The sequence below is a fragment of the Flavobacterium sp. OHVDL-2026-0007 genome, from assembly GCF_059882335.1.
This window is the reverse complement of record NZ_CM187612.1, coordinates 3,827,789-3,840,110: the sequence shown is the minus strand read 5'-3', so window position 1 is coordinate 3,840,110 and position 12,322 is coordinate 3,827,789. Positions and strand designations below refer to the sequence as shown.

The 12,322-nt window shown below is 35.6% G+C and carries 10 protein-coding genes; 2 read left to right on the top strand and 8 right to left on the bottom strand.

What is annotated here, in order from left to right; translation table 11 throughout:
* The 7 genes from tsaB to AC51AA_RS15715 all read right to left on the bottom strand — a co-directional run bounded on the left by tsaB (position 1) and on the right by AC51AA_RS15715 (position 8,160).
* Positions 1-675 carry a tRNA (adenosine(37)-N6)-threonylcarbamoyltransferase complex dimerization subunit type 1 TsaB gene (gene tsaB, locus AC51AA_RS15745; protein WP_500703171.1) on the bottom strand — a complete coding sequence of 225 codons (675 nt, stop codon included), beginning with the start codon at positions 673-675 and terminating at the stop codon, positions 1-3.
* 292 nt (positions 676-967) lie between these two features.
* Positions 968-2,260 carry an efflux RND transporter periplasmic adaptor subunit gene (locus tag AC51AA_RS15740; protein ID WP_500703170.1) on the bottom strand — a complete coding sequence of 431 codons (1,293 nt, stop codon included), beginning with the start codon at positions 2,258-2,260 and terminating at the stop codon, positions 968-970.
* 6 nt (positions 2,261-2,266) lie between these two features.
* Entirely contained in the window at positions 2,267-3,718 is a 1,452-nt protein-coding gene (locus AC51AA_RS15735; RefSeq protein WP_500703169.1) for a TolC family protein, read from the bottom strand.
* A 79-nt stretch (positions 3,719-3,797) separates the two neighbouring features.
* Positions 3,798-4,913, bottom strand: coding sequence for an efflux RND transporter periplasmic adaptor subunit (locus tag AC51AA_RS15730; protein WP_500703168.1), 1,116 nt, complete (start codon positions 4,911-4,913; stop codon positions 3,798-3,800).
* A 40-nt stretch (positions 4,914-4,953) separates the two neighbouring features.
* The gene (locus AC51AA_RS15725) at positions 4,954-6,219 is read right to left on the bottom strand and encodes an ABC transporter permease (RefSeq protein ID WP_500703167.1); all 1,266 of its coding nucleotides are present in this window, start codon (positions 6,217-6,219) and stop codon (positions 4,954-4,956) included.
* 2 nt (positions 6,220-6,221) lie between these two features.
* Positions 6,222-7,466 carry an ABC transporter permease gene (locus tag AC51AA_RS15720; protein WP_500703166.1) on the bottom strand — a complete coding sequence of 415 codons (1,245 nt, stop codon included), beginning with the start codon at positions 7,464-7,466 and terminating at the stop codon, positions 6,222-6,224.
* Positions 7,459-8,160, bottom strand: a complete 702-nt coding sequence (locus AC51AA_RS15715; protein ID WP_500703165.1) for an ABC transporter ATP-binding protein — start codon at positions 8,158-8,160, stop codon at positions 7,459-7,461. The genes AC51AA_RS15720 and AC51AA_RS15715 overlap by 8 nt, the downstream gene beginning before the upstream one ends.
* A 176-nt stretch (positions 8,161-8,336) precedes the next feature.
* Here AC51AA_RS15715 and AC51AA_RS15710 point away from each other — a divergent pair, with 176 nt between their 5' ends.
* Entirely contained in the window at positions 8,337-9,743 is a 1,407-nt protein-coding gene (locus tag AC51AA_RS15710; RefSeq protein ID WP_500703164.1) for a DUF4403 family protein, read from the top strand.
* Between the two features lie 188 nt (positions 9,744-9,931).
* Here AC51AA_RS15710 and AC51AA_RS15705 read toward each other — a convergent pair whose 3' ends face one another.
* Entirely contained in the window at positions 9,932-10,345 is a 414-nt protein-coding gene (locus tag AC51AA_RS15705; protein ID WP_500703163.1) for a helix-turn-helix domain-containing protein, read from the bottom strand.
* 648 nt (positions 10,346-10,993) lie between these two features.
* On the opposite strand from AC51AA_RS15705, the gene AC51AA_RS15700 reads away from it, so the two are divergent.
* Entirely contained in the window at positions 10,994-11,758 is a 765-nt protein-coding gene (locus tag AC51AA_RS15700) for a type II toxin-antitoxin system death-on-curing family toxin (protein ID WP_500703162.1), read from the top strand.
* Positions 11,759-12,322: the final 564 nt, after the last annotated feature.

Genomic DNA, 12,322 nt, shown 5'->3' with positions numbered 1-12,322 from the left:
TTACTCCTTCTTTTTGGGAGCAGTTACCATAAAATCCTTTAAGTAATAAGGCTCAAAATAAGCGACATCTACAGTGTCGCTTTTTTGGTATTTATCGTAACTAATTTTACTCATGGTAGCTGCAGACGGATATTTTACTTCTTCTAAAAACACAAAATTTTCTTTGGTTAAAACAGTCTTGGCTTTATCAGCGCAGTCCCCAACAAAGTAAACAGTCCCTTGAAGATCTTCAAACGATTTTTCGTCTAGAATTTCCGCTTGAATTGGTCGTTCAAGACCTAATTCCGCATCAAAAATAGCACTATATACTTCCATTCTTCTGGCATCTAACATCGGAACGATTTTCCCTTGAGTTACCTTAGCTTGAGAAGCTAAACTTTCTAAAGTATCTACGGCAATTAAGGGAATCCCTAAGGCAAAACACAATCCTTTTGCAGCAGAAACTCCGATTCGCAAACCCGTATAAGAACCTGGCCCTTGACTCACGGCAATAGCAACCAAATCCTGCACATTAACATCAGCTTCAGCTAATACCTCTTCAATAAAAACATGTAGTTTCTCCGCATGTGAATAGCCTTCTTCAGCAATTTCTTTACATACGATTGTTTCTCCATTTTTAGCAATGGATACTGAACAATTCTTTGTGGCTGTTTCGATATTGAGAATAAAAGACAAAGTATTTAAGTTTAAAAGTTAAGTAATTATTTAAAAAATAGGTGCATTTGAACCTACTCCAATCCGAAATATAACAAAAAAAGCACTGTTTGCTAATGCTCGAAAATCCAAAATCTTCAGACTTCGATTATGCTTCCAAGAGCACAACCAACAAACGCTTGACATTTTAAGCTTATAGACAAGGGGTACAAAAGTATTACAAGAATCCTAAAAAAGTACCCTAAACAGTAAAAATAAAATCCAAACCAAAATACCTTTTCGAAGAAACAGTCCTTTACTGTTTCGAAGGAAACTATTTCTTAGCTCCCTCGGCATTTTTTAGTTTTACTTTATCGCCAGAATTTAAATCTTTGGAAACGGTCGTATAAGGCCCTGTAATGACAACATCTCCAGCTTTCAAGCCCGTGATCACTTCTATATTGGTATCGTCTTGAATTCCCGTTTTGATGACTTTAATTTTTGCTTTATCTCCTGATTTGACAAAAACACATTCAAATTTTTTATCGCTTTTTGGTGCTTCTTTTTTGTCTTCATTAGGATCCTCTACTTTAAATTCCTTCACCGCTGTCGTGTCTGATTTTACCACAACCGAACTAATAGGCACCGCCAAAACATTCGCTTTGGTTTTTGTAATAATATCCACTGTAGCGGTCATCCCTGGTCTGAAAGGAGAATAGGTATCAGGCTTACCTTCCAATAAATCTTGATAAGACTCTTTTAAAATTCTAATTTTCACCTTAAAGTTAGTCACTTGATCAGAAGTCAAAGTACTGCTTGCCGAGTTTGAAATACTAGTGACCACTCCTTTAAATTTCTTTTTCAAATAAGCATCCACCTCTACATTAGCCTCATCCCCAATTTTCACCTTTACAATATCATTTTCATTCACGTCGACTTCGACTTCCATATTGTTTAGGTTGGCTACTCTCATCAGTTCGGTTCCCGCCATTTGTTGGGTTCCTAAAACACGCTCTCCTAATTCCACATTTAAAACAGAAATGGTTCCGTCTGCAGGTGCATAAATTAGAGTACGTCCTAAATTGTCTTTTGCTTCGGTTACTGAAGCAGAGGCACTCTGTACATTATAGTATGAACTTTGTTTGGTCGCTTTGGCCACTTCAAAAGCCGCAATGGATTTATCCCAGTCCGATTTTGAAATAACGCCTTTATCATACAATATTTTATTACGCTCATAACTAGCCTTAGCTTCCTTATAATTCGCCTCTGACTGCGTTAAACTGGCTTTAACACCAGATAAATTAGCCACAGATCGATCCAAGCCCGAAGTATACAAATCTGGGTTAATCTTCACTAAAAGATCTCCTTTTTTTACAACCTGACCTTCTTTTACATTTAATGCTATGATTTCACCAGAAACCATAGAGGAAAGCTTCACTTCAATTTCAGGCTGAATTTTACCCGTAGCCGAAACCGTTTCTACTATGGTAGAAGCCATTACTTTGGTAACCTCTACTTCTTTTCCTTCATCCTTATTTCCTATTACTCCCGATTTCGAAAGACCCACCAAAGCAGCAATAATCACCAATGCGCCACCAACTAAGAAATAAATTGTTTTTTTTGACATAATAAATTATTTTGTAATCATTGGAATAATTGGAATACCGAAGTAGAATTCCAGTATTTTTATTTTAAACATATAATCGTATTTTGTTCTGATAACATCTGATTGTGCATTGGTCAACAAGGTTTGTGCCTGTGTAAAATCAAATGAATTCATTAAACCAACATCATACTTTTCTTTTGCATAGTTATACGCTTGTTGTCTCGCCTCTAAGGTTACTGTAGCAGACTCATAGGTATTCAGAGCCCCTTTAGCATCTGTAAAGGCCGTAAAAACATTACGTTGCAAATCTAAACTTTTTTGCTCTAAATCTATTTTAGATTTCTCCAAATTTACCTTGTTGCGCTCTACATTGTTGCGTACAGAGAACCCATTAAAAATAGGCACCGAAACCTGAAGTCCAAACGATTGTCCTTTATTATCTTTAAACTGATCTAGTATAGGCGCTGCACTTCCTAAAACAGGTGAAAAATTATCACGCAAAACTGCCTGATTGGTTCCTTGAACATAACCAATTTGAGAACTAGGATTGTCTGTATTTAAAACAGATCCCTTCACTACATCCGAGTAACTCGCTCTGGTGTTGAAATTATAAAAAGCGCTCAAAGTAGGCTGATAGGCCCCTTTTGCAATAGCCACATTTTTTTCTGCAATCTCTAAATTCGTTTGGGCTATTTTTAATTCCGTTCTGGTTTCTTTTGCTTTATTATAAATATCAGCTGGAGTTTGGGCCATGATATTGTTTTCATCTTTGACACTAGTATCATCAACCACATCAAAGTCCGCAAATTCTTTTAACTGTAAAAGCTGAGCCAAACTCAATTTAGAGATTAACAAACTATTTTCAGCCACAATAATGGCTTGTTTATCGGTAGCAACAGTGGCTTTTAAATCATATAAATCCCCACGTGGAATAGTCCCAGCATTGACCATTTCTTCTGAACGAGTCAAACGCTTTTCATCTATAGCCAATTGTTCTGTCCTTACTTTTAAATTTTCCTTATTAAAAAGAATTTGCAAAAAAGCATTGGCTACATTGAGTCCAATATCCTCTTGCATTTTCAGCAATTGATATTTGGATGCTACCATGGAAAGATTAGCCTTTCTAAGGGTATTTTGATTTTGTAATCCTTTATAAATATCCACCCCAACACCTGCGCCAACAGATGAATATTGTGTGGTTTGATTCTCCAGTAAACCTGTTGTAATATTCTGATTCAAACCTATATTCCAAGAATGTGAGGCATTGGCATTAACCGATGGCAAAAAATTACCCACTGCACTTTTTTTATCAATAGCAGCATTTTTAATATCCAACTCCGTTAGCTTAATGGTAATATTATTATCCATGGCATAACGCACGCACTCCTCTAATGTCCATTTTTTAGTTTGTGCCTGAGCGGACCATCCAAACCCAAAGAGCAAAGCGAAAACAAGACTGTTATATTTATTTATTTTCATATATTTCGAATGAAAGCGCAATACTCCTACTACGCTAATTTAACATTTTTTAAACCCCTAAAAACTTTCTACTTATAGCTTATTTCTTCTCTGCTTCACCTATCAAACCCTGATTCCAGATCTTAATTTTATCTGTATTCTTGATTCCGCTTTTCACCTGAACATAGATCCCATCACTAACCCCTAAGACTACATCTTTTCTTTGAAATTTCTGAGGTGCAGTTTCCACTTCAACGTATGGTTTTAGTGTTTTTTTATCAAACTGTACTAATGATTCTTTGATAGCCATTACCTTGTCTGCTTTCTCTAAAATAATAGAAGCATTAGCACTTAAACCTGCTCTAATAAAAGTAGCATCCTTATTTTCTAAAGTTGCCTTAATCTCGAATTGGATAGCTCCATTTTCAACTACCCCTTTTGGTGCAATATCCGTTAAAGCAGCATCAAACTTTTTATTTTCAATCGCCCCAATGGTGATTTCAATTGGCATCTTTTCTTTAATTTTCCCTACTTCAGATTCATCTATTTTTCCAATGAAAATCATTCTTCCCACATCAGCAACACTGGCAATAGTCGTTCCTTCATTAAAGTTATTACTTTCAATCACCTGATTACCTACTTTTACTGGGACGGCTAAAACCATTCCGTTTACTGTAGAACGAATTAAGGTATTGGCATAACTTCCCAACGAAGTTGTGGTTCCCGTTTTCACGATATCTAAACTTTGTTTGGCCGCTAAATAATTTTGCTTGGCTTGTTTGTAAGCCAATTGTGCAGCATCAAAATCGTTGGCAGAGATCACCTCTTTACTAAACAAGGTTTTTTGTCTTTGATAAATTTTCTCTTGGTTATCTAAAGCAATTTTTGCGCTTTGCACCTGATTTTGAGTACTACTCACACTCGATACATTAGCCACCACTCTAATTTTGGCTATCTTATCTCCAGCCTTAATTTTCTCGCCTGCTTTAATATACACTTCTTCGATAATCCCTGAAATATTAGGTTTGATTAAGACCTCTTCATTGGGTTGAATATTTCCTGTGGCAATCGTGTTTTTTACAATCGTTTTAATCTCTGCCTTCTCCGTTTGAAAAACAATTGGCGCTTCTTGATTTTTAGCATACAAGTAATATAGTGCGCCAAAAAAAACTAGAGCGATAAAAATTAAAACAGTTACAGTTACTCCTTTTTTCATTTTTGTTTTTGGTTTAATCGATTATATTTTGATTGATCATTTATTCTGTTCGTAAAGCATCAACAGGTTTAACATTGATGGCGGTTTGGGCCGGAATAAATCCTGCCAACAAACCTGATCCTATTAAGATCAATAAGGCCACAAATACTACTCCTAGATCGACACTTGGATTGGCAAACATCGTGTTACTTTCTGGCGGCATCGAATCTAGGACCATATTGAGAACTGCAATTAGTCCCGTGGCTACAGCAATCCCAAACATCCCTGAGATGATAGTTAAAAAAATGGCCTCAGATAAAATTTGTCCTCTAATGGCTCCTGGTGTCGCCCCTAACGCTCTGCGAATTCCAATTTCTTTAGTACGCTCTTTCACAACGATTAGCATGATATTCGAGATACCAATGACCCCTGAAATCAAAACTAGACTTCCTACAAAATAAGCAATAACTTTTAAGATATTAAACAGACTCTGTATTTTATTAAACTCTTCATACAAGTCAAAGTTACCCACCGCGCGGTCGTCCTCTGGATTGATGGAATGTAATACTTTAATTTGGTCCAAAATCAAAGGTTTCAAATCAGTAATAGACACTTCATCTTTGGCCGTTAGAGCCATCCACCCCACTCTATCTCCATAATTATAAGCTTGTTGAAAAGTAGTAAAAGGCACAAATATATTTTTCTGATCTTCCTCAGCGTTTCCTCCCGTACGCTTGGAATTGTAAACGCCAATGACCAAAAAATTTACCCCACTTGCTTTAATATAAGTCCCCACTGGATTTTCTCCATTCGGATACAGTTGTGTCATGACTCCCTTTCCAATAACAGCGACCTTTCTTCTTTCCAAAATATCTTGATGATTGACAAATCTCCCTTTAATGATATCCATTGGTTGCTGCTTGATTAACTCCGGGTAATCACCATAAATACTAAAAGCTCCTGTTTTTGTTCCTCGAACTACGTTATTAGTACCACTGTAATTCCCTAATTGATTTCTTGGTGAAACATATAACAAATCGGGGAAAGCTTCTTTTAAAGCCATTACATCACTGTTCTTAAATTCAAAACGACGTACTTTTGGTAATCCCTTATAGGCTTTGGACGTGGATTGAGTCCACATGAACATGGTATTGGTTGCAATTCCGTCAAAACCTTTTTTTACACCGTTTTCTAAACCTTTTCCAGCGGCCAATAATATCACCAAAATAAAGATCCCCCAAAATACCCCAAAAGCCGTTAAGACGGTTCTGAAAACATTGGCTGTTAAGGCCTGTAAAATCTCATCCCAATTATCTTTCTTAAACATAGTTATTCGTCTCTAAGTGCTACAATAGGTCTAATTTTTGCTGCTCTGTAGGCTGGAAAAAAGCCCGCAATTGCCCCTGCTACTACAAGTAAAATAAGTGTAGATATGGCCACATCAAGATCTACTTCGGGATTTCTAAAATATTCGCTTTGGACCATAGGCCCCACAAATTCCAACAATAACAAACTACCCAATAAACCAACAAAACCGGCAATAGTGGTAATGAAAATGGATTCATGAAGAATCATGGAAATGATCGAAAAGGGCGATGCTCCTAATGCTTTTCGAATACCAATTTCTTTGGTTCTTTCTTTTACAATGATCAGCATGATATTACTCACCCCAACTACACCAGCGATAATGGTACAAATACCTACCCACCAAAAGAACAATCGAATGTAAAGATTTAAATCATAAAACTTTTTCACTTGTTCCACCGAATTATACACCCCTATAGCGCTTTCGTCATCTGGAGCAATAATATTTTTACTTTTCAAGAGTTCTTTTATTCCATTGGTAAAGTTTTGCGATTGAGCCAAGGCCTCATCATAATTATCTTTACTATTTAAAACAAAGCTCATGCCTTCAATTTTATCACCAACTCCATAAGCACGTTGATAGGTGGTCATAGGCATATACACCCTTGACTCTTCTCTTTCGCCGGAAGGATCAGTAAAAATACCTACAACTTTAAAATTAATACCATTAACTAAAATCATCTTACCTAATGCCTCCCCTTCTTTAAACAAATCTTGTTTGACTTTCAAACCAATTGCCGCAACTTTTTCATTATGCTTTAAATCATTACTATTTAAAAAACGCCCTTCTATGATAGTCGCATTCTCAATAGCCAAATAATCTGGTGTACAGCCTTTAAACTGATAAACTCCGGATTCCCTACCATAAGTTACCGTTCCTCCCCAGGATACTACCAAAGCCGTCTTCTTACTAATTTGATGGTCATATTTTTTGACAGGCAACTCATAATCGCTATTTCGCAATTGAATTACCCTTCCTGGATTCAATCCTTTGTATTGTTTAGTGGTCACATTGGACCACACTTCAATGATCCCCTTGGCATCATTTTCGAATTGTTTCTCAATACCGTTCTGAAGTCCTTTTCCAGCACCTAGTAAAATCACTAAAATAAAAATACCTGAGGCCACAGAAACCCCAGTAAGGAAAGTCCTTAATTTATTTTTAGCAATCGCCTCAAATATTTCTTGCCATCGTTCAATATTAAACATAGGATGAAGCTCTAACTTGTTCTACCTTTTTATCGTCTATAATTACTCCATCTTTTAGCAGTACATTCCTTTTGCACATAGCGGCAATATCCGGTTCGTGCGTCACAATCAAAATGGTTTTACCCTCGTCATTAATTCCTTGAATAAGTTCCATCACTTCATAAGAAGTTTTAGTATCAAGCGCTCCTGTAGGCTCATCTGCCAATAAAACTTTTGGATTTGAGGCTAAGGCTCTTGCGATGGCCACACGTTGTTTTTGACCTCCTGACAACTCATTGGGTAAATGATGAGAATGTGAACTTAAACCTACTTTTTCAAGGTATTTAAGCGCGATGTCGTAACGCTCTTTTCTTTTTATTCCTTGATAATACAAAGGCATAGCCACATTATCAAGTGCCGTTTTATAATTAATCAGATTAAAGGATTGAAATACAAATCCTAAAAATTTATTTCTATATCGCGAAGCGATAGTTTCGTTTAAATTCTTAATGGGTGTTTTATCTAAAACATAACTACCTGAATCTGCCTCGTCCAGAATCCCAAGAATATTCAGCAATGTGGATTTCCCAGAACCAGACGATCCCATAATGGCCACTAGTTCTCCCTCTTCAATATTAAAGTTGATCCCTTTTAACACATGTAACTCCGAATTCCCCATTTTATAGGATTTATGCAAATCTTTGATTTCGATCATGATATTGTTAAATTTTAAAACAATAGTAATATTTTTATTACGTAATTTATGGTAAGAAAACGTTAATAATTTCGCTAACTTATTTGAATAAGACTACATTCTTTAGCAAATGTTACACTTTTTAAAGATAATATAATTGTTTTCTTAATTTTGTAACACTTAAAAAAATCGCAACGATGAAGTTTTTTTCAATTCTCTCTTTATTTACAGTACTTACCGTATTTAGCAGCTGTACGACCACCGGGAAATTAGCTACCCTAAAACCTGAACCAGACGATGCAAGTCCACTGCTTTATGATGCAGCTCCATCCTTTATCAATTTACCCATCACAGTCAAACTGAGCGATATTGAAAATCAAACCAATTCTCTTTTAAATGGATTAATTTACGAAGACAACACTATCGAGGATGACGATATCGAAATGAAAATCTGGAAACAAGCACCCATCCAAATTCAAAATGACCCTCAAAATCCCAACAAAAAAATCAAAACCATCTTGCCTTTAAAAGCCACGATTAAATATCGAGTGGGTACCAAAAAATTAGGTATAGCCCTTTATGATATACGTGAATTTAACCTCAATGGCGTCATTACCTTATCGAGTGAAGTAGCCTTATCCAACTGGAAATTAAACACTAAAACTGAGTTTAAATCCTTGCAATGGAATGAAAGCCCGACCATGATGTTGTTTGGAAAAAGTGTACCCATCACCTATTTAATCAATCCTGCCATTAGCCTTTTCAAATCGAAGCTTGAAAAGAAAATAGACGATGCCATTGAAAAGTCAATGGACTTTAAACCTAATGTGCTATCGGCAGTAGAAAAAATCTGTACCCCTTTTCAAATGAGTGACACTTATGAAAGTTGGTTGCGCATCGTTCCGATTGAAATTTATTCGACCACAGCAAAACTAAAAAACGATTCCTTTCTACTTGATATGGGAATGAAGTGTAATATGGAAACCATTGTAGGCAAACAACCTGAATCTAAATTCAGTGTCAATAAAATTGTTTTAAAACCAGTAGCCAAAATCCCGAACCAAATTTCAGCCAACATTGCTGCTATTTCAAGCTATGCTGATGCATCAAAAATCATGACCAGAAATTTTGCCGGACAAGAATTTGGATCTGGAAGTAAAAAAGTGACCGTGAAGAATGTGAACATTTGGCATAAAAACGGTAAAATGGTGATTGCTCTTGATGTACTAGGAACCGTAAACGGCACCTTATATCTTAATGGATTTCCACAATACAACCCACAGACCAAGGAGATTTACTTCGATAAACTAGATTACGTTTTAGATACGAAAAGTAAATTAACACGTACGGCTAGTTGGCTTGCACAAGGATTTATAGTAAGAAAGATGGAACAAAGCTGTCGCTACTCTATCCAACCCAATTTAGAAGAAGGCAAAAAAAATATGGCTGGCTACCTTAAAAATTATTCCCCTATGCCTGGTGTATTTGTGAATGGAAAAATGGATGATATACAGTTTGACAAAATCCAATTAACCAATCAAGCCATTATAGCCTTTATCAAAATTAATGGAACTGTCAATGTTTCAGTAAATGGATTAAAATAAAGAATATCTAGAATCACACTTCTTTTTACAAAAAAAAGCGATTGCGAATAGAATCACCTCTATTTACAATCGCTTGTCTTTTATATCTCAAAATCTAGCCTGCCCTTTTCCTTCTACGCAATTAAAACACTGACGTCAAAATAGCAGTTTAATATACTTTTTGAAATTAATATCTATTTAAAATAAGGCTATTTCGCTTTTAGTAGTTTCTCCAAATACTCCACTTTATCTTTTTCGGCTTGAAGTAGTCTTTCATAAAGCTTTCTGTTTTCGTCAATAACCTCCATCATTTTATCTAATGGATTGAAAGTACAATTATTATTAGTTCCGGCATTAACGATACCATTATCATGATAAGTATTACCAATAATATTTAAAACTGCCTCTTCCGAAAAGTTTTTTATTGCTTCTGCAGTTACGCCTAGCGCTTTCGCCACCTCAATTAATTTCTCTTCCTCTATCGCTTCACTTGCTTCAATATGAGAAACAGACTGTTGGCTAACACCAATAGCAATAGCTAACGCTTCTTGTTTCATTCCCTTTAGCTCTCTGATTCTGCTAATATTTCTTCCAATATGTTTTGGTTTTGTTACTGTGCTCATAATTCAAAGGTATTTAAAATTCTTGAAAAATTTTCAGTTTGGTAAAATACAAGTGCGCATTGGTAAGATACAGGCGCAATTGGTTCGGTACGGTGCAATCTGTTACGTACTTGCTGCATGTTTATCAAAAATACAAATTTTCACACATATAACAATCAAAAAACCAAACTATGAATTATCAGCAGCAATTTCTACAGTTACATCCAATCCGAGATCAATGTTTTTTTTATGAGGTTAATCAGACCAAAAAAAGCAATGTAAAAAAATGCATATTGCTTTTTAAACCAGTCAGCTAAACTACTAACATCAGTGTAAACATTTCTTTTGGTCACGTCTGAAATCAAAACGAGACTCCCATTTCATCAAAGTATAATCCGACACAACCTTTAAAATCAACGATCGGACTATTAGATCCATTTCACAATATAAGATCTTATAATATTTACTTCCAATGGTAATCAAACACAAATCAAAGTTCCATTTGAAAACGAAACGGTACGGCTATCTCTAAATCAAATTTCTGAACTTTTTGGCAGAGATAAATCCGTAATATCAAAACATTTAAAAAACATCTACAATGAGAACGAATTAACACTTGACGCAACTGTTGCAAAAAATGCAACAGTTCAAAATGAAGCAGGAAGAGAGGTGATAAGAAATATCGACTATTATAATTTAGATGTGATAATTTCTGTAGGTTATCGTGTTAATTCAAAGCGCGGCACCCAATTCCGCAAATGGGCAACCCAACGCTTAAAAGACTATTTAATCAAAGGCTACGCCATTAACGAACAACGATTAAAAGAAACTGAAACCAAATTTCAGGAACTAAAACAGGCGGTCAGTTTATTGGATAATATTGTAAAAACGAAAGAAGTAACTGGTGATGAAGCACAAGGCTTACTTAAAGTACTGAGTGATTATGCTTTTGCTTTAGATATTTTAGACCAGTATGACCACCAAACTTTAAAAATAGAAAAAACGGATACTGAGGAAGTATTCAAAATTTCTTATACTGAAGCAAAGCAAGCAATTGAAGGATTGAAAACTAAATTTGGCGGCTCCCAATGGTTTGGCAATGAAAAAGATGATTCTTTTAAAGGTTCGCTCGAAACAATTTACCAAACCTTTGACAGTATCGATTTATATCCCTCTGTACAGGAAAAAGCAGGGCATTTATTATATTTTGTCACGAAAAACCATTCTTTTTCAGATGGTAATAAAAGAATTGCCGCCTTTCTATTTGTCTGGTTTTTAGAACGAAATGCATTGCTATATCATGACGGAAAAAAAGTAATAGACGATAATGCTTTGGTGGCATTAACACTAATGGTCGCCGAGTCCAAATCAAACGACAAAGATATGATGGTAAAAGTTATAATAAATTTGATCAACAATAAAGTAAGCAAGTGATGCTCGACATCCCCCTGGTAAAGATTTATCACGTAGAAAGCAAGGCCTTCAATCAAGCCAGTAAATCGGAATCCCGATCACTTCCTCGAAAATTTTCGCTTTCAATTAAGATAAGAGAAATTTGAAACTTTAAACTTGAGGTCACAAATTGTGACCTCAAGTTTAAACTATCGGGGAAGGACCAATTTACCTTACGTTTTTGATGAGAAAGGTATTGCTACCTTACTTCGGAGTGATGTTGAAATCAGCCATAGTCACACATATTAATATATTTCTACAGAAGTAGAAATATATACACTATGCAATGTGCTAATTAATATACCATTTAAAACCGCTTTATCCACAAATGAACTGGCTCGAATGGCAACTGCCGAGTTTTCCTCGGTAGTTGGAAAAGAAGATCCAAGATATGCTTTTGGCAAAGCTGAGCTGAAGAAAAAAATCAATATGCAAAAAATGCATATTGTTAATTCGGCTCCTCCTTTTTCTTCATCCTAACAGAATACCTTACTTATAGTTTCTTGCTTTAAACCAAAATACCCCCAAATAGTCTAAACTTTTTGA

Bases quoted from the DNA above. Each gene is read 5' to 3' on its own strand.
- AC51AA_RS15725 (WP_500703167.1), bottom strand. From the start codon at position 6,219: ATGTTTAAGAAAGATAATTGGGATGAGATTTTACAGGCCTTAACAGCC.
- AC51AA_RS15720 (WP_500703166.1), bottom strand. From the start codon at position 7,466: ATGTTTAATATTGAACGATGGCAAGAAATATTTGAGGCGATTGCTAAA.
- AC51AA_RS15740 (WP_500703170.1), bottom strand. From the start codon at position 2,260: ATGTCAAAAAAAACAATTTATTTCTTAGTTGGTGGCGCATTGGTGATT.
- AC51AA_RS15730 (WP_500703168.1), bottom strand. From the start codon at position 4,913: ATGAAAAAAGGAGTAACTGTAACTGTTTTAATTTTTATCGCTCTAGTT.
- AC51AA_RS15735 (WP_500703169.1), bottom strand. From the start codon at position 3,718: ATGAAAATAAATAAATATAACAGTCTTGTTTTCGCTTTGCTCTTTGGG.
- AC51AA_RS15710 (WP_500703164.1), top strand. From the start codon at position 8,337: ATGAAGTTTTTTTCAATTCTCTCTTTATTTACAGTACTTACCGTATTT.
- AC51AA_RS15715 (WP_500703165.1), bottom strand. From the start codon at position 8,160: ATGATCGAAATCAAAGATTTGCATAAATCCTATAAAATGGGGAATTCG.
- AC51AA_RS15705 (WP_500703163.1), bottom strand. From the start codon at position 10,345: ATGAGCACAGTAACAAAACCAAAACATATTGGAAGAAATATTAGCAGA.